Source organism: Mesorhizobium sp. C089B (assembly GCF_030323125.1).
Taxonomy (GTDB): Bacteria; Pseudomonadota; Alphaproteobacteria; order Rhizobiales; family Rhizobiaceae; genus Mesorhizobium.
Genome location: NZ_CP100469.1, coordinates 3,415,308 through 3,431,433 on the forward strand (window position 1 = coordinate 3,415,308; position 16,126 = coordinate 3,431,433).

General features: G+C 62.1%; 19 protein-coding genes and 1 tRNA gene. 5 read left to right on the plus strand and 15 right to left on the minus strand.

Annotated features, from left to right (window positions below):
* Positions 1-5: 5 nt before the first annotated feature.
* From deoA to NLY44_RS16940, 6 genes are all read right to left on the minus strand, one after another.
* On the minus strand, positions 6-1,325 hold the full coding sequence (gene deoA / locus NLY44_RS16915) for a thymidine phosphorylase (protein ID WP_023740922.1): 1,320 nt from the start codon (positions 1,323-1,325) through the stop codon (positions 6-8).
* Positions 1,325-2,143, minus strand: a complete 819-nt coding sequence (locus NLY44_RS16920; protein WP_023686468.1) for a purine-nucleoside phosphorylase — start codon at positions 2,141-2,143, stop codon at positions 1,325-1,327. Before NLY44_RS16920 ends, deoA begins: the two co-directional genes overlap by 1 nt.
* Positions 2,144-2,155: 12 nt before the next feature.
* Complete coding sequence (gene cdd, locus NLY44_RS16925; protein ID WP_023714063.1) at positions 2,156-2,548, minus strand: cytidine deaminase; 393 nt, start codon at positions 2,546-2,548, stop codon at positions 2,156-2,158.
* A gap of 109 nt (positions 2,549-2,657) precedes the next feature.
* Entirely contained in the window at positions 2,658-3,629 is a 972-nt protein-coding gene (locus NLY44_RS16930) for an ABC transporter permease (protein ID WP_023671125.1), read from the minus strand.
* A gap of 1 nt (position 3,630) precedes the next feature.
* Positions 3,631-4,770, minus strand: a complete 1,140-nt coding sequence (locus NLY44_RS16935) for an ABC transporter permease (protein WP_023804685.1) — start codon at positions 4,768-4,770, stop codon at positions 3,631-3,633.
* Entirely contained in the window at positions 4,767-6,299 is a 1,533-nt protein-coding gene (locus NLY44_RS16940) for an ABC transporter ATP-binding protein (RefSeq protein WP_023804684.1), read from the minus strand. Before NLY44_RS16940 ends, NLY44_RS16935 begins: the two co-directional genes overlap by 4 nt.
* Before the next feature lie 218 nt (positions 6,300-6,517).
* On the opposite strand from NLY44_RS16940, the gene NLY44_RS16945 reads away from it, so the two are divergent.
* Together NLY44_RS16945 and NLY44_RS16950 are read left to right on the plus strand one after the other, a co-directional pair.
* Entirely contained in the window at positions 6,518-6,724 is a 207-nt protein-coding gene (locus tag NLY44_RS16945; protein WP_196813821.1) for a SlyX family protein, read from the plus strand.
* Positions 6,725-6,737: 13 nt separating this feature from the next.
* Complete coding sequence (locus tag NLY44_RS16950) at positions 6,738-7,127, plus strand: hypothetical protein (RefSeq protein ID WP_023804683.1); 390 nt, start codon at positions 6,738-6,740, stop codon at positions 7,125-7,127.
* Here NLY44_RS16950 and NLY44_RS16955 read toward each other — a convergent pair.
* From NLY44_RS16955 to NLY44_RS16970, 4 genes are all read right to left on the minus strand, one after another.
* Complete coding sequence (locus tag NLY44_RS16955; protein WP_023804682.1) at positions 7,122-7,583, minus strand: GNAT family N-acetyltransferase; 462 nt, start codon at positions 7,581-7,583, stop codon at positions 7,122-7,124. The genes NLY44_RS16950 and NLY44_RS16955 overlap by 6 nt on opposite strands.
* 89 nt (positions 7,584-7,672) lie before the next feature.
* On the minus strand, positions 7,673-8,662 hold the full coding sequence (locus NLY44_RS16960; protein ID WP_023683177.1) for a BMP family lipoprotein: 990 nt from the start codon (positions 8,660-8,662) through the stop codon (positions 7,673-7,675).
* Positions 8,663-8,912: 250 nt separating this feature from the next.
* Complete coding sequence (locus tag NLY44_RS16965; protein ID WP_023683176.1) at positions 8,913-9,236, minus strand: hypothetical protein; 324 nt, start codon at positions 9,234-9,236, stop codon at positions 8,913-8,915.
* Positions 9,237-9,352: 116 nt separating this feature from the next.
* On the minus strand, positions 9,353-10,099 hold the full coding sequence (locus NLY44_RS16970) for a hypothetical protein (protein WP_023804681.1): 747 nt from the start codon (positions 10,097-10,099) through the stop codon (positions 9,353-9,355).
* A gap of 359 nt (positions 10,100-10,458) precedes the next feature.
* Between NLY44_RS16970 and NLY44_RS16975 the strand changes: the two genes are divergently transcribed.
* Positions 10,459-10,548: transfer RNA gene (locus NLY44_RS16975), tRNA-Ser, on the plus strand.
* A gap of 178 nt (positions 10,549-10,726) precedes the next feature.
* Positions 10,727-11,590, plus strand: coding sequence for a hypothetical protein (locus NLY44_RS16980; protein ID WP_023804680.1), 864 nt, complete (start codon positions 10,727-10,729; stop codon positions 11,588-11,590).
* Between the two features lie 40 nt (positions 11,591-11,630).
* Here the strand turns inward: NLY44_RS16980 and NLY44_RS16985 are convergent, their stop codons facing one another.
* From NLY44_RS16985 to NLY44_RS16995, 3 genes are all read right to left on the minus strand, one after another.
* A complete protein-coding gene (locus tag NLY44_RS16985; protein ID WP_023804679.1) occupies positions 11,631-12,875 on the minus strand; it encodes a hypothetical protein in 1,245 nt (414 codons plus the stop codon).
* Between the two features lie 190 nt (positions 12,876-13,065).
* Positions 13,066-13,524, minus strand: a complete 459-nt coding sequence (locus NLY44_RS16990; RefSeq protein ID WP_023804678.1) for a hypothetical protein — start codon at positions 13,522-13,524, stop codon at positions 13,066-13,068.
* Between the two features lie 263 nt (positions 13,525-13,787).
* Complete coding sequence (locus NLY44_RS16995; RefSeq protein WP_156940974.1) at positions 13,788-14,375, minus strand: ribonuclease H family protein; 588 nt, start codon at positions 14,373-14,375, stop codon at positions 13,788-13,790.
* 444 nt (positions 14,376-14,819) lie between these two features.
* On the opposite strand from NLY44_RS16995, the gene NLY44_RS17000 reads away from it, so the two are divergent.
* Complete coding sequence (locus NLY44_RS17000) at positions 14,820-15,347, plus strand: hypothetical protein (RefSeq protein WP_023804676.1); 528 nt, start codon at positions 14,820-14,822, stop codon at positions 15,345-15,347.
* Between the two features lie 3 nt (positions 15,348-15,350).
* Here the strand turns inward: NLY44_RS17000 and NLY44_RS17005 are convergent, their stop codons facing one another.
* A complete protein-coding gene (locus NLY44_RS17005; protein WP_023804675.1) occupies positions 15,351-15,614 on the minus strand; it encodes a hypothetical protein in 264 nt (87 codons plus the stop codon).
* Positions 15,615-15,908: 294 nt separating this feature from the next.
* A complete protein-coding gene (locus NLY44_RS17010; protein WP_023804673.1) occupies positions 15,909-16,118 on the minus strand; it encodes a hypothetical protein in 210 nt (69 codons plus the stop codon).
* Between the last annotated feature and the right edge of the window lie 8 nt (positions 16,119-16,126).

The window sequence follows — 16,126 nt, forward strand, 5'->3', positions numbered from 1 at the left end:
TTCCGCTACCCGCGCGGCAGCACGCGCCGGATGACAGTCTTGTCGGCGGCTGGTTTCGACGCCCCGATCGTATAGGCCGAAAGCACGGCGGCTGCGGCCGCTTCGGCCTCCGCTTGCGTGCGGGCGTGGACGAGCGCCAGCGGCTCGCCGGTCCGCACCTCGGCGCCGAGCGGCAGCAGCCTGGTGATGCCGACCGCATGGTCGATCCTGTCGTCCGGCCGCGTACGCCCGCCACCGAGCCCGACCACGGCAAGGCCGATATCGCGGGTGGCAATGCCGGTGGCAAAGCCGTTGCCTGCCGCCTTGACCGCAAACTCCACCGCCGCTTTCGGCAGGTATTTTTCCGGCTTCTCGACGAAATCGGCGGGACCGCCAAGGGCTGCGACCATACGTGCGAAGGCGGCCGCCGCGCGGCCGCCGGCCAGCGTCTCGGCCGCGCGCCTGAGACCGTCCTGATTGGACGACGCCAGCCCTGCCGATTGCAGCATCTCGGCGGCCAGCGCCAGCGTCACATCCTCCAGTCGCTTGTCGCGGAGCCTCCCGGTGAGGAAATCGACGGCGTTGCGCACCTCGACCGCGTTGCCGGCCGCCGACGCCAGCGGCTCGTTCATGCCGGTGACCAGCGCCGAGGCCTTCAGGCCGGCGCCGTTGGCGATCTCGACCAGGCTGTTGGCAAGTGCTGTCGCGTCGCGCGACTTCTCCATGAAGGCGCCATTGCCGACCTTGACGTCGAGCACCAGCGACTGCAGGCCGGCCGCCAGTTTCTTCGACAGGATAGAGGCAGTGATCAGCGGCACCGATTCCACCGTTCCGGTCACATCGCGGATCGCATAGAGGCGACGGTCGGCGGGCGCGAGATCGGCGGTCTGGCCGATGATGGCACAGCCGGTCTCGAGCACGGTCTTGCGGAAGCGCGCGATATCCGGCTGGCTGATATAGCCTGGGATGGCATCCATTTTGTCCAGCGTGCCGCCGGTATGCCCAAGGCCCCTGCCGGAGATCATCGGCACATAGGCGCCGCAAGCGGCGACGATCGGCGCCAGCATCAGCGAGACATTGTCGCCGACGCCGCCGGTCGAATGTTTGTCGGTGACCGGACCCGGCAGGTCCGACCAGTCGAGCACATCGCCGGAATCGCGCATGGCGAGCGTCAGCGCCACCGCCTCGTCGCGGTTCATGCCGTTGAAGAACACGGCCATGGCGAAGGCGCCGACCTGGCCGTCCGAGACGCTGCCCGAAGTCACGCCCGCGACGAAGGCCGAAATCTCCTGCGGGGACAGTTTCTGGCCGTCGCGCTTGCGGCGGATGATTTCCTGCGGAAGCATCAGGCAGCGCCCTTCGGCTCCGGCAACCCATCCTGGAACACATGCGCAAGGATCGTCGCCAGCCGTGCGCCGCCGATCGGCGCCATGTCCTTGGTCTCCTGGTGCGACAGTTCCGCCCCGGTCATCCCGGCGGCGAGATTGGTGATCACCGAACAGGCGGCTACGCGAAGCCCAAGGAAGCGGGCGAGAATGACCTCCGGCACGGTCGACATCCCTACCGCATTGGCGCCCATGACGCGGGCCATGCGGATTTCAGCAGGGGTTTCGAAACACGGACCGGAAAACCACATATAGACGCCCTTGTGCAGCGCCGTCCCTGTCGCCTTCGCCGCCCGTTCGATCGCCGCGCGCAAGCCGGCATCATAGGCTTCGGTCAGGCCGACGAAGCGGCGGTCGCTCGGCTCGCCGATCAGCGGGTTGGAGCCGGAGAAATTGATGTGATCGGTGATCAGCATCACCGATCCAGGCAGCATGTCGGGATCGACCGAGCCGGCGGCATTGGTAAGGATCAGCTTGGTGATGCCGATGCCGGCAAGCACCTCCAGCGCCGGCCGCATCGCCGCAGCAACGCCGTGCTCGTAATAATGGGCGCGGCCGGACAGCATCAGCACCGGCGTGCCGGCGAAAAGCCCCGCGACCACCTCGCCGGCATGGCCAGTCACCCCGCTGCGGGGGAAACCCGGCAGGTCGGCATAAGAGATGCGCACGGCATTTTCGACCTGGTCGACAAGCCCGCCAAGGCCCGACCCCAGCACCATCGCCGTTGTCGGCGCCAACCCGTCCAGCCTTTCAACGAGGTGGTCCAGAGCTTCCTTCATATCAGCCAACTCTCACTTCAAAATGTCGCCACGAAACCCGTAGGGCAGCATGTCGCCCATGGTCACGGTCTCGACCACGCCGGTGTTGTCGCAAAGATAGAGCTTTGTGTCCGGCCGGCAGAATTCCGCCAGCCTTTGCCGGCAGCCGCCACAGGGCGAGCATTTGGCCATGCGCGAGGCAATGACGGCGACCTCGACGATCTTGCCGCCGCCGCCCATGATGTAATGGCCGAGCGCCGTGGTCTCGGCGCACCAGCCTTCCGGATAGGACGCGACCTCGATGTTGGCGCCGGTGAAGACACGGCCGTCTTCGGTGCGCAACGCCGCACCCACCGGAAACTTCGAATAGGGCGCGTAGGCCTTGGCCATGGCCTCCTGCGCGGCTTCGAACAGATCATGCGACATCTAGACGTTCTCTCCGACGATCGTGGTCAAAACCCGGCGCTTTGCGTTTTCCTGGCGCCTTTCGAGCACCAGCCGCATGTTCGACACAGTGCTCCTGGGCGCGCCCGGATCAACGTTCCTTGACATAAGGCACGCCGCCGGCGCGCGGCGGGATCGCCTTGCCGATGAAGCCGGCAAGCAGGATCACGGTCAGCACATAGGGCAGCGCCTGCATGAACTGCACCGGCACCTTGCCGATCAACGGCAATGGCGAACCCTGCAGGCGGATCGCCGCCGCGTCGAGGAAGCCGAACAGAAGACAGGCGAACATGGCGTTCACCGGTCGCCATTTGGCAAAGATCAGCGCCGCCAGCGCAATGTAGCCCTTGCCGGCGGTCATATCCTTCACGAAGCCGCCATTCTGCACCATCGACAGGTAGGCGCCGGCGATGCCGGTGAGGATACCGGTGCAGATCAGCGCCCGGTAGCGCAGCCAGGCGACCGAGATGCCGGCGGTGTCGACGGCGGCCGGGTTCTCGCCGACGGCGCGCAGCCTGAGGCCAAAGCGGGTGCGAAACAGCACCCACCAGGTGAACGGCACCATGGCGAAAGCGAGATAGACCAGGATCGAATGGCCGGACAAAAGCTCGGAATAGATCGGCCCTATAATCGGCACGTCGTGGATGGCGGCAGCACCTGGCAGAGTGATGGCCTCGAAGCGCTCGCCCGGCTGCAGCGCCGGCGTTCGCCCGCCTTGCTGGAACCAGGCCTGGCCCAGAATGATTGTCGACCCGGCGGCGACGAAGTTGATCGCCACGCCGGAAACGATCTGGTTGCCGCGGTGGGTGATCGAGGCGAAGCCGTGCACCAGGGCAAAGGCGACCGACATCACGATCGCCATGCCGAGACCGAGGAAGGCCGAATGGAAGACCGAAGCTGCGGCCGCACCGGCGAAGGCGCCGACCAGCATCTTGCCTTCCAGCCCGATGTCGAAGACGCCAGCGCGTTCAGAATAGAGGCCGGCGAGGCAAGCGAGCAGCAAGGGTACCGACAGGCGTATGGTCGAGTCCAGGATCTGCACGATGGCGATGAACACATCCATCTCAGGCGCCCTTCCCTTTGACCGCTTCCATGCCGACCGACCTTGGACTGAACGAAGCGAACAGCGCCTGCACATAGGGCCGGAACATGTGCTCTAGCGCACCGGCAAACAGGATGACCAGGCCCTGGATGATGACGATCATGTCGCGGGAAATCGCTGGCATCTCGAAGGCAAGTTCTGCACCGCCCTGGTAGAGCATGCCAAACAGGATCGCCGCCAGCACGATGCCGACCGGATGCAGCCGGCCCATCAGCGCTACGGCGATGCCGACGAAGCCGGCGCCGGAGACGAAGTCGATTGCCACATTGTGCTGGTCGCCCATCACCGGGTTCAGCGTCATCATGCCCGCCAGCGCGCCCGAGATCATCATCGCGATGATGATGATGCGGGTCTCCGAAATGCCGGCATAGCGCGCCGCCTTCGGACTGTGCCCGTAGGTGCGCATCTCATAGCCGAGCTTGGTGCGCCAGATCAGCAGCCAGACCAGGAAGGCCATGACCAGCGCCAGCAGGAAGCAGATATTGAACGGCGCCGAGCGGATCTTGGCGCCGAACAGTTCGATGATCCAGTTGAGCTTGGGCAGCTCGGCCCCGTCGAGGAAGTTGCGCGTCTGCGGCGCTTGCGAGGCCGCCGGCTTCAACGGCCCGACCAGGAGATAGACCATGATCGACGCGGCGATGAAATTGAACATGATGGTGGTGATGACGATGTGCGAGCCGCGCTTGGCCTGCAGATAGGCCGGGATCAGCGCCCACAGCGCGCCGACCGCGGCCCCGGCGGCGATCGCCAGCGGAAAGGTCAGCCACCATGGCAGCACACTGTCGAAGGCAAGGCAGACCACCGCCACGCCGAGGCCGGCAATATAGGCCTGGCCCTCGGTGCCGATGTTGAACAGGCCGCAATGCGCGGCCACCGCCACCGACAGGCCGGTGAAGATGAAGGTGGTGGCGTAGAACAGGGTGAAGGCAATGCCGGTTCCCTTGCCGAAGGCGCCTTCGACCAGGATGACGGCGGCGCGAAATGGGTTTTCGCCCACGAGCATGACGACGAAGCCGGCAACGATGAAGGCCACCGACAGGTTGATCAGCGGGATCAGCCCATAATCGGCCCAGGCCGGCAATTTTGCGTAAGGCGTGCTCATTGCGCCGCCTCCTGGCGCTCGACACCGGCCATCAGCAGGCCAAGCTCGCCTTCGGTCGCCTCCGGGCCGCGCTCGCCGACGATGCGGCCGGCAAACATCACCAGGATACGGTCGGACAGCGAGCGTATCTCGTCGAGCTCGACCGACACCACCAGCACCGCCTTGCCCTGGTCGCGCATGGCAATCAGCCGCTTGTGGATGAATTCGATGGCACCGACATCGACGCCGCGCGTCGGCTGGCCGACGATGAGAACACCGGGGTCCTGTTCCATTTCCCGCGCCAGCACGATCTTCTGCTGGTTGCCGCCGGAGAAATTCGCCGTCTTCAGACGCGGATTGCCGGGACGGATATCGTACTTCTCGATCTTGTCCTCGGCATCGGTCATGATGGCGTCGATGTTGAGGAACGGCCCTTTGAGGTAGCGCGGGTCGTCATGGTAGCCGAGGATCGAATTCTCGTTCTCCTCGAAGGCCAGCACCAGGCCGACATGATGGCGGTCCTCCGGCACATGGGCGAGCCCACGGTCGCGCAACTCGCCGGGATCGGCGGCCCCGGTCAGGTCGATCGGCTTGCCATCGAGCATCACCGAGCCGGAAACCGCGCGCCTGATGCCGGAAATCGCCTCGAGCAGTTCGGACTGGCCGTTGCCTGCGACACCGGCAATGCCGACGATCTCGCCGGCGTGGATATCGAAGGAGATATCGTCGACCATGGTGACGCCGCGCTGGTCTTTCACCGTCAGGTTCTTGACGGCCAGCTTGACCGCGCCGGCCTCCGTCTCGCCCTTTTCGACCCGCAGCAGCACGCGCCGCCCAACCATCAGTTCGGCCAGTTCGCCGACTGTCGTCTTGCTGGTCTCGCGCGTCGCCACCATCGTGCCCTGGCGCATGACCGAGACATTGTCGGTGATGGCCATGATCTCGCGCAGCTTGTGGGTGATCAGCACCACCGTTTTCCCCTGGTCCTTCAACTGCCTGAGGATGCGAAACAGATGGTCGGCCTCGGCCGGCGTCAATACGCCCGTCGGCTCGTCGAGAATCAGGATTTCGGCGCCGCGATAAAGCGCCTTCAGGATTTCGACACGCTGCTGCAGGCCGACCGGCAATTCCTCGATGATGGCGTCGGGATCGACTTCCAGCCCGTATTCGCGCTCGAGCCGCTCCAGTTCGGAGCGCGCCTTGGCGATGCTCTTTTTCAACAGCGCATCGCTTTCGGCGCCGAGGATGATGTTTTCCAGCACGGTGAAATTGTCGACCAGCATGAAGTGCTGGTGCACCATGCCGATGCCGAGCGCGATGGCGTCGTTGGAGGTCTTGATCGACGCCGCCTTGCCGCCGACACGGATCTCGCCGCTGTCGGCCTGGTAGAAGCCGTAGAGGATCGACATCAGCGTCGACTTGCCGGCGCCGTTCTCGCCGACGATGCCGTGGATGGTGCCGCGTGCGATCTCCAGATTGATGTCGCGATTGGCGCGAACGGCGCCAAAACTCTTGTTGATGCCGATCAGTTCGATTGCGGCTTGCGCCATGCAGCCTGTCCCACTCTTATTTTTTTATCGCTTGGTCAAAACGCCTAGCATGATGCCCCACCCGTGCCAATTGGCGGCGCAGTGGCCACTCTCGACAAATCCCGGTGCGCTTGTCAATTTCGAACGTGGCCGCAGACCTTCACATTCACTAATATGCAAGGCTCAACAGTCGCATCATGCTGCAACTGCGTGCACCAGGACCTGGGGAGTTTCGAATGATCATGCCTGTCGACCGGCTGACGACGCTGGAAATCCGCGCCGCCGAGCAGGAAAAGACCATCGAGGAACTGTCGGGCCAGATCGCCGAACAGTGGACGGCGATCGAACGCATGCAGCGCAAGCTCGATGCCCTGACCGGGCGCTTCATGGCTCTGGAGGAACAATCGGCACCCGACGTGCCGATAACCAAACCGCCGCACTGGTAGCAAGGAGAAGCCTATGGCCAGTGAAAGCGATCGCGTTGCGCGGGCGGGCGATTATGTGCTTGGCCTGATGAACGATCGCGACCGGGAACGTGCCGAGCGCGACCTGGAGATCGATCCCGCCTTCCGCGACACGGTGATGCGGCTGGCCGAGCGCATGCATGTCTTCGACCGCACGGGGCGGCCCTCGGGCGACGGCGATCGCTGGCGGCTGATCTCGCAACGCATCGCCGAACTGCCGCAGATGCGTGTGGTCGGCCACGACGAAGCGAAGCCGGTGATCGGCAGACTGGAGCGGAAGCCCTATGGCGTCGGCGTGCATTCGCTCGGTGGCCGACGCGGCTTCGCTATCGCCATTACGCTGATGGTGGTGTTTGCGCTGGGTTATCTCGTCGGACAGCTATAAGCCGAGTTCGCGCGACATCAGCAGCATCGGGTAGCCGTCCTGCTCAAACGACTCGACCACTGCCCAACCGAGCCCGGCATAGAAGTCTCGCGCCACCCAGGTATAGAGGTAAGTCCTCTCCACACCGATCGCGGTTGCATGCGCTTCGATGGCTGCAACCAGCGCGCGGCCGATCCCTTTGCCGCGGTGGTCGCTATCGACGACCAATCCCGCCAGCCAAGGCGTCAGCTCATGCGCGGGTTCAAGTTCGTGGCGAACCAGCAGGCAGGTCCCGACCGGGACGTCCCCTATCCGCGCCACAAGCGCCGCCTCGAAGCCATCTCCATTGAGCAACTCGCGAAGCCCGGCGACGTCCTCATTCAGCGTTCTTGCGCTGCCCCCGAAAAAGGCGGCGATGCGCAGTCGCGCCACTGCATCAACATCGCGTTCCGTCATCGGTCCGATGGTCGGCTTCACTCTCGCCTCTCAAGTTGCGGCCCCCTTCAAGACCCAAAAACAAAACCGCCGGACTCTCGCCCGGCGGTTTCAACTCTAATGGATACAGATCAATACGGACAGGCGTTGTCGGCGGTATAGTCGTGCACCTGGATCGTGCCGGCGATGATGTCGGCCTTGGCCTTTTCGACGGCAGCCTTCATCTCGTCGGTGACCAGCGCCTTGTTGTTGTCGTCCATGGCGTAGTCGACGCCGCCTTCCTTGAGGCCGAGATTTTGCAGGCCGCCCTTGAAGGTGCCGTTCTTGCCGTCCATGAAGGCGGTGTAGACCGCAACGTCGACGCGCTTCAGCATCGAGGTCAGCACCTTGCCGGGCTGCAGGCCGTTCTGGTTGGAATCGACGCCGATGCCGAGCTTGCCGGCATCCGCCGCCGCCTGCAGCACGCCGACGCCGGTGCCGCCGGCCGCGGCATAGACGACGTCGGAGCCCTGGTCGATCTGCGTCTTGGCGATCTCGCCGCCCTTGGCCGGATCGTTCCACGCCGCGGGCGTGTCACCGGTCATGTTCTGGATGACATCGGTCGCACCGGCCGCCTTGGCGCCGCCGACATAGCCGCATTCGAACTTGCGGATCAGCGGAATGTCCATGCCGCCGATGAAGGAGACCTTCTTGGACTTCGAGGCCATCGCCGCCAGGATGCCGACGAGATAGGAGCCTTCGTTTTCCTTGAAGACCAGCGAGCGGACATTGGGCATATCGACGGCATCGTCGATGATGGCGAAGTTGAGATCGGGATATTCCTTCGCGACCACCTTCAGCGCATCCTCCCAGGCAAAGCCGGCCATGACGATCGGGTTGCGGCCGTCCTCGGCGAAGCGGCGCAGCGCCTGCTCGCGTTGCGAGGCGTTCGACACTTCGAACTCGACATAGGCGGTGCCCGTCTCGGTCTTGAACTTTTCGGCGCCGTGATAGGCAGCCTCGTTGAAGGATTTGTCGAACTTGCCGCCGAGATCGTAGAGGATGGCCGGCTGGACATCCGCGGCGAAAGCCGGAAGAACCATTGCGGTTGCGGCCAGGAGGCCGAGAACGATACGTTTCATGTGATCCACACCCTGTCGGTTATTTTTTTCCGTTACGCGCCGCCCGTCTGCCCGGTTCTCCGGCAGGCATGCGGCATCAGCCAGGAGTGTACTCCCTCCCGCTCAAGGCAATCTGGCACGGCCCGAAACAAAATTCACGCGGAATTTTGACCTTTTGGAAAAGCATGCCCCCCGTTGGAAAAACATGCCCAATGCGGTGACAGCTGTGGACGATTGCCGCGTTGTCGTCGCAGTCCGCTGGGACAACCCATCAGCCCGGCGCGAACTCTCCGCCGCGCCGCCGGCGCCGGTAGCCGATCGCATAGAGGATGAAGGCAAGCACCGCGAATACGGCAAACCCCGGCTGGGCAAGCACCCAGGCGATGCCGCCATCCCATATCATCGGATTGACCTTGGCGCGCACGAAGGTCTCGAAGGCCGCGCGGGTGTCGGGCGAAACCGCCAGCCAGCTCGAATTCAGCGGCGTCATGACCAATGTGGAAGCCGCCACCGAGCGCGTCGCGTCGAGCACGGCCATGATGACGGCGACCGAGAGTGCGATCATGGCCGCGAGGCGAAACAAAAAACGCAACATCGAAATCTTCCCCGGTCCTCAAGTTCCTCCCGAGGACCTTCCGGTCAAAGGCGAGGAATAGAATGCGCACGCCCGGCGCGCAACCGCCATACGCGAATTTGAAGCCTATCGCCCGCCTATATGGCCACCTTTCGGCTCCGCCGATGGACGAGCCAGATGCCGAGGATGCCGCCGCCAATGGCCCCGACCACCAGCCCGGCAAGGCCGATGAACACCGCGAAGTAGCCGCAGCCGCCTTCGAAACAGCTGATGTCGGTGGCTTCGGCGATCCCCGCGCCAAGCGCGAAGCCGGCGACAGTGCCGACCACGGCGCCGAGGATGATGCCGGCCAGCGCGGCGACGATCGAACTAAAGGCTGACGATGCCTGCGCTTCCGGCCTTGCATAAAAGGCCTTGGCCTCGTCGCGGCGGCGCAGCAGGTAAATGCAGAACGGGCCGATGACGATTTCGGTGGCGGCGATCGCAAGCTCCCTGGCGGAGACGGTGAAATCGGGCACGGTCAGCGCATAGACCTGCTCGGCCAGCCGCCAGGCGATGGTGGTGATCTGCCAGATGGTGAAATGACGCGGAAAGCGCGCGGAACGGCTTAAGGCGAGGCCGAGCAGATAAAGCCCCCACACGATGGTGACGATGTCGAAGGCCAGTCCGCCAAGCACGAAATAGAAGACCCTGTCCGGCAGGCCGGAACTCTCGAACAGCCACCGCGCCGAGACCAGCCAGTAGACCGACCATGCCATGACGAAGAGGAGCCAGACCACGGGCACGAAGGACAGCCCGCTGTCCGGACGCCCTGCGGGCGTCAGCCCGCCTGGCATGCCTCCGGCCGGCGTTCCGCTGGCCGGCTGTTCATTGCTCGATGTCATGTCTGGACGTTGCCCCCGCAAAGCCTCCGCCGCACTCGACAGGTGGCGAGGGGCGAAGTCAAGCGCGGCCGGCCCTGCCGCCTTGCCCGTGCACACCATTCAGAACCGAAGCGCCTTAGAAGCGGAGCCGTTCAACGCCCCGCGAAACGATGCATGGCCGGCAAAGCGAATAGACTGCCGTTATGGCTTGGCATTCGGCGCCGGATCGACTAGATGAGCCCCGCGCCTGTTTGATTGACGGGCGCCGGGAAGGGCATCCGCTGGTTGGCGGTGTCCATCAAGCGGGTCTTCCCGCAAATCCCAAAGGGATGCATCTCCCCAACCCGCGTGGCAAAACCGGCCGGCGCGAATGCAAGGACGGAGAGGTGGCCGAGTGGTTGAAGGCGCACGCCTGGAAAGTGTGTTTACGGGAGACCGTAACGCGGGTTCGAATCCCGCTCTCTCCGCCAGATATTCAGAAGAAGTCTAACTGGCTGTTATTGCATAGTTTTATACTAAAGCTGTGAGTGGCGGTGCCCCACACTGGTGCCCCAAATCAGCTGTGCCTAACCCGCCTTGCGCCATGCTGCTCGTCCCCACCAAGCATTAGTTGCGCTATATCTATGCGTTGGTGATGGGGTCTCCGACATGGCAGACGATAGCGAATTGCGAAGACGGAAGGCTTTGACCTTCGAGCAAGCCGAAGGCATGGAGGACCTTCCGCGCCAACTTCTACCTGAAGAGATGCCGAAGAAGCTCCGTGCCCGACTGCTTCATACCCTCGTTCGATTTGTCGAGGCCGAAATGCGCGACACAAGCCTTACCCAGGGCCTCGGCCCCCATTGGACGAGCGTGTTGAGACGATTCTATATCGAGCACCTGGGGCGGATCTCATCGAAATTTGAGAGCAACAAGATCAGACAGATGGATGTCTTCGAAACCATCTTCACGGACCTATCGCCGAAACAGATTTTCGGTGTGATCCAGGCTTTAGTGAGGCTTGATGGCAGTTCGTCCTTCGGGGCAGCTATCGCGCATGTCCTCGAAAGCGAACGCAGCGCATACCGACTGTTAGAAGGCGACACGCTGGTACCTGTTGGATCGTCGCAGGAGGCCGAAACGATCGTCCAAGCGCTGCGTGTTTCCAAAAGCTCTGGCCTTGCAGGGGCGCACACGCATCTCAAGGAGGCTGCATCACACCTGTCTAATGGGAACTTCGCGGACAGCATTCGCGAGGGTATTCATGCCGTCGAATCGACCGTTCGCTCTCTCACGGGGAAAGACAAGCTCTCGGACGCCCTTGAGGAACTCGCGAAACGCCGGCCCATCCACGGTTCTTTCAAGCGCGGCATCATGCAGCTTTACGGGTTTGGAAGTGATGAGCCAGGTATTCGTCACCCCTTGCTCGAAAGCGGCGATGCCGCGGTCACGGAGGAGGATGCTATGCTCGTGCTTGGGATATGCGCATCGCTCGTGACATTCTTCTCCCGGTCTTTCGAGAAGCCCAAATGAGGGCGGCGCTGGACCCAGCAAGGAGTGAGGCTAACCGGTCTCATTTGACCTCTACCGGAATCGACATGCCGGTTCTCATGACAGCCAACTCGATCATCACCTCTTTGGCCATCCCGCAGTGTCTAGCCGCCACCATCACCCCATCATGCATCGGTAAGGCCGCTATCCCCATCCTCGCCAGCCGCAGCAATACGGCAACCAAGATGGTGCTTTCGGTGAACATCAAGTCTAGCGCAATGTCCTTGCCGAAGAGGGGCACCAGGGCGGGATGCTTAGCCCCAACCGCCTCCGCCAACCTCCGTCCGGTCCAACCCGGTGGCAGGGCACCCTTCACGTCACCCGGTAGGCGGGTCATTTCGTTCGAGGACGACAGCATGGCCGCGAAGCCACCCTTCACGCCGGCGCGATGATCCTCCAAACCGGGGATGGCATAGAGGTCACCCACAGGCGGCTCAGCCCCTATCCGAGCATAGGCAAGCCTGGGGAACATGCTGGCAAAGTCTAGGTCGGCTATCGGCTCCCCATTGATGCGCAGGTCAGCCCGCAGCCTCGTCGGCAGAGACTCCCAAAAGCCACCGTAAAGCCTGCCATGAAGGTGGAAGGTGTGCGGGTCCCCTTTGTGGCGGAGTGTGAAGCGACGGGTGAGCTTGAAGCCGCCTTGGGGTTGGCCTTGAAGCTCTATGTGCTGGGTGGAGAGGAAGGTATTGATCTCTTCCATCTCCCTCCGCAGTGAGCATGTCTCAGGGGTGTCCCGATAGTTCACCAGCACGAAGGGAAGCTTTCGGCCTAAGGCATCACGGCCCATCCTCGCTGTCAGCCATATAGCCTCCTCCCCCTCTGCTCTCCCCACCTCCGCCACTGTCCCTTTGAGCAAGGCATCAAGCAACCACCCCGTAGCCTCTATGCCGGTCCTGCGCTTCTTGATGTGCGCCTGGTGCTTGATCACTAGGCCCTCGGCAGCCATCGCATCTATGACGTGGGGCAGGTGCCCGAAGCCCTTACGATCATAGCGGGACTGCGAGGTGTGGCGCAGGGGGATGGCGAGACGGCTATGCTTTGGGTGACCAAGATGCATGGTCGCTAGGTTGGCCACTAGGCAGGACACTATGTTGGTCACCCTCTCCACCTGCTCAGCACGGGGCTGCCTCATGCGGGCTTTAGGTCCCTTGGCGGTGGCTTGAAGCACCTGCTTGGTAATGGAGGCGGTGAGGGCCTTGAGGTGGGAGCCTGATGCCGTTGCCCAGGGATCAAACCAATGGTCGGAGGAGGAGAAGGGATCGTCCATCAAAGCCACCAATCTCTAAGCCGGCCTCAATGAGCCATTAAGCCGAATTGATGGAGATGGGGGCTAGGAAGGTTAATCTCCTTAAGCGCACCACCACGGGCGGCGATAAGGGGAATGGGGGGAGCTAAGCGTTGAACATGCGCGTCCCCACCCTGCTCAATGTGATCACTCGATAAAGCGGCCGCGAATTTCATTTCTGCCGGCCTCGGTGTGACGGATGCGGGCCGCTCTTGGCGACTTTCAGTTGAATGATTTCAGGCACGGCTTCGGCAACTAACGGGTCAACAACCTTCCCCATTGCCTCCCCAATATTCCGCCGCACCAATCCGGCGGATCGCGGGTAGGCATGAATCTCAACTGGAACGTCCGCCCCCCTTGGGTTCCACATCAACCACCGCCGATGAGTGCCGCTTGCCAACCGATGAGCAACCTTGGCAGCCTGCACGATCTGGAACTCGCGTGTCCTATGGCTTCCAAAGTCGTCTTCAATAAGGGCCGCCACGGCGACATAGATGGCGACCAGCCTGTTTGCTGGGACCTCTGCCTCACTCAGCCGGGCGAATGCAATCCGCGCCCTGGTGGCTGCACTGAGGCCGCGCAGATTCATTGCAGCTTCAGCCCTGCCGGAGCCGGCCAGTAAGTAGTCCATCTCCCTTATCGCGCTAGCCAATGCGACATTCCAGCTTTGCTGAGCAGTTAGCCAACTCGATGCGGCATCAAGGTAAGGCTTCAATTCAGCCGCTCTGTAGGTCCGATGCCAATGCGAGCCATGCCGAGATTTCCGCTGCACATGATAGCGACAGAAGTTGCCGGACCGGCCATTCCCTTGGGCCAATTCCGATAGCTTGCCACATCCGGGAATCGTGCAGGTGTTTGCATCGTTGCTCGGTGCTGAGGTCACAACGGCGGGCCTTAATTCCAAGGGTCTCGGCTCATGGCGCGTAGCCGGAGAAATTCGGTGGCTTGCTCTTCGACATCTTGCTCTTCCTCGATGTCGTAGGCGCTGACAGTTCCTAACTTGGCTTCCTTTGCTGCATCGGCCGCTAGGTTCATATCGGCTTCACTTGCTTCAGCAGCGCTATGAAAACTGACAGCCAAATGTTTTTCGATCATCGGCGCGAGCTTTAGGAGCAAATCTCTGTTCGGTCGTTTTGCTTCGGCGATCCAGGCAGAGATATTCTGGGGAAGCCACTTCCATACATATTCGTCTTTGGAGAAAACCTTGGCCTTGTCGCTCTCTGAAAAGTTGGCATCAATAAACTCGAAAGCCGACAGAGCTGCTCCCAAGGCTCCGCGCATGTGCGTCGTCCGCTTTTCGCCATTCGATTTGAACGGAATCCGTGCGATTTCATCCCCACCAGCCAGGATGAGCACGCAAAAGCCATGGAATTTCTGACCACCGGAAGGTCCAGAAATGCCTACGATAAGGCGAAGGTCTTCAACCGGCCTTGGCCTTGGAACTAGAATGGGAATTTCCGGCTTTCTTAGTTCAACTTTCATCTCGGAATACCTTGTTGGCGAAGGACAGAACGGTCCACTGACATGTAAGCCTAGTTGGCAGCATTTACTGGGGAAAGACCACAGCCAATTGTGGCCGAATTGCCGCAAATCCCGGCAAAAATAGGTTACTTCCGCGCTCTCGCCAGTGTCCTACCTCCCGACGCAATGCATGTTGCAATTCCTTCCCCCTTGAATCATGGTGCTTGCAGAGCGCTCACGCGGCGTTCCGGGGTGTGGAAACCCTGAGTTCAAATATGGTGCCGAACACATCGGTGCCGATCCTCGACTTTTTTGGTCGGGGAGCCTGTGGCGTATGTCCAGGTTCTCCGGAACTAAAGGCCGCAGGAACCGGAACTCGGTTTTCCAACTCCCCGATCATGGGGTCACGAGGAGGCTGCTTGCGGGGGCGTACCGCAGGCCACTGCCTCCAAGGGGAACCGGAAAATGCTAACCGAAGAAGGGAAGCGAAGCCTCTATTCCCACGCTAGGGATGACGCCGAGCGACAGCGCTTGCTCGCCGCATTCCACACAGATGGCAAGACGGAAGCCACGCGCCAGCTATTCGAGACAATGGCGTTCTTGATCATCATTGGATGCTTATCGCTAGGTGCTGCTGCGCTGGCGCTTTGGATGGCTAGCCCCTTCGTTGCCCTGAACGGCAAATGGATGCTTTGCCTTGCAGTTGGTACTTTTCTGGCGGCGGGTATCGCTATCAACTGGAGCTTTGACGGTCAGAAAGGGAAGCTTCGTCGGGAGCGTGCAGAGCTGACCGCGAGGCGATACGGCTACCCAATAATCCTTGCTGCTGGCCTATGCGCCGGATGGCTAGCCCAGCCGCATTTCGAGAGCACCTCTGAGCGCGGCTACGCACAGCGGGCGACCATCCGAGCTTGCCTCCAAGTTCCGAAATGTGTCGAGCTGGCGAACCGTATCAACAACGATGGCGATGTGGCTGGGGCGCTGTCCAACTAAGCCCTACTCCATGTCCGGCACGTCGCCACCCACAAAGAGCGTCGTGGGCTCCCCGTACTCACCAAGCGACGGATTAGCATCACGCGACCACGCAATGACGCCGGCGTGCTTCCCGGCTAGGCCCCTCGCTGTCCTTATTGCCCGGTCCTCAGTCTGCTGCTCGGCCGGCCCAAAGACAGGCTGGAGGTCGCCACCCTCATCGCGGTCGAAGGCGGTGACTACAATCAGCTTCGGCATCTTCTGTTGCGGGAGGATGTTGTCTGACATGGCAGTTCCCTTCCTGGGGTTCTCTAGTCGGCCTCACCCCGCCTTCGCCGATGCCACCCCCTGCTGAAGCCATAGCTGACCGCAGGAGCCCATAGAGCCACCTCACGCTCTAGGGATGCATTGGCAGCAAGAAGCGCCTGCATAGCCGCCTTGGCGTCCCCACCGTGGGCCGCAATGATCTCATCGGCGGCAAGCTCCCACTCATCGGACGGCGGCGCAGGGTTGTCTGGCTTAGGGGTCATCTGCTTAGGAGCCGCAGGGCGGCATAGACTCGGCTAACGTGTCCACGGGCCGTCACCTCACAACAGGCGGCGTGTCGTCGTAGCCTATGGAAACTATCCCTGGATGCCGGTGGGCGATGGCGAGTATCTGGGTTTCCAGCTCGCAGTTATAAGCCATGAGCGCTTTTACGGTCTCAAGCGGGCTGTCATAGCGGGCAACGAGCTTCTCGGCTTCTGCGTGCAGCTCTGCTTTGGCTTCGTTGTCCAAGTGCATCGTACCCATTGCGGCTC

Excerpts from the sequence above, each read along its gene's own strand:
- deoA (WP_023740922.1), bottom strand. The coding sequence starts at position 1,325 with ATGCTTCCGCAGGAAATCATCCGCCGCAAGCGCGACGGCCAGAAACTG.
- NLY44_RS16980 (WP_023804680.1), top strand. The coding sequence starts at position 10,727 with ATGGCAGACGATAGCGAATTGCGAAGACGGAAGGCTTTGACCTTCGAG.
- NLY44_RS16930 (WP_023671125.1), bottom strand. The coding sequence starts at position 3,629 with ATGGATGTGTTCATCGCCATCGTGCAGATCCTGGACTCGACCATACGC.
- NLY44_RS16985 (WP_023804679.1), bottom strand. The coding sequence starts at position 12,875 with ATGGACGATCCCTTCTCCTCCTCCGACCATTGGTTTGATCCCTGGGCA.
- NLY44_RS16990 (WP_023804678.1), bottom strand. The coding sequence starts at position 13,524 with ATGGACTACTTACTGGCCGGCTCCGGCAGGGCTGAAGCTGCAATGAAT.
- NLY44_RS17000 (WP_023804676.1), top strand. The coding sequence starts at position 14,820 with ATGCTAACCGAAGAAGGGAAGCGAAGCCTCTATTCCCACGCTAGGGAT.
- NLY44_RS17005 (WP_023804675.1), bottom strand. The coding sequence starts at position 15,614 with ATGTCAGACAACATCCTCCCGCAACAGAAGATGCCGAAGCTGATTGTA.
- NLY44_RS16950 (WP_023804683.1), top strand. The coding sequence starts at position 6,738 with ATGGCCAGTGAAAGCGATCGCGTTGCGCGGGCGGGCGATTATGTGCTT.
- NLY44_RS16995 (WP_156940974.1), bottom strand. The coding sequence starts at position 14,375 with ATGAAAGTTGAACTAAGAAAGCCGGAAATTCCCATTCTAGTTCCAAGG.
- NLY44_RS16970 (WP_023804681.1), bottom strand. The coding sequence starts at position 10,099 with ATGACATCGAGCAATGAACAGCCGGCCAGCGGAACGCCGGCCGGAGGC.
- NLY44_RS16920 (WP_023686468.1), bottom strand. The coding sequence starts at position 2,143 with ATGAAGGAAGCTCTGGACCACCTCGTTGAAAGGCTGGACGGGTTGGCG.
- NLY44_RS17010 (WP_023804673.1), bottom strand. The coding sequence starts at position 16,118 with ATGGGTACGATGCACTTGGACAACGAAGCCAAAGCAGAGCTGCACGCA.
- cdd (WP_023714063.1), bottom strand. The coding sequence starts at position 2,548 with ATGTCGCATGATCTGTTCGAAGCCGCGCAGGAGGCCATGGCCAAGGCC.
- NLY44_RS16935 (WP_023804685.1), bottom strand. The coding sequence starts at position 4,770 with ATGAGCACGCCTTACGCAAAATTGCCGGCCTGGGCCGATTATGGGCTG.
- NLY44_RS16960 (WP_023683177.1), bottom strand. The coding sequence starts at position 8,662 with ATGAAACGTATCGTTCTCGGCCTCCTGGCCGCAACCGCAATGGTTCTT.
- NLY44_RS16940 (WP_023804684.1), bottom strand. The coding sequence starts at position 6,299 with ATGGCGCAAGCCGCAATCGAACTGATCGGCATCAACAAGAGTTTTGGC.
- NLY44_RS16965 (WP_023683176.1), bottom strand. The coding sequence starts at position 9,236 with ATGTTGCGTTTTTTGTTTCGCCTCGCGGCCATGATCGCACTCTCGGTC.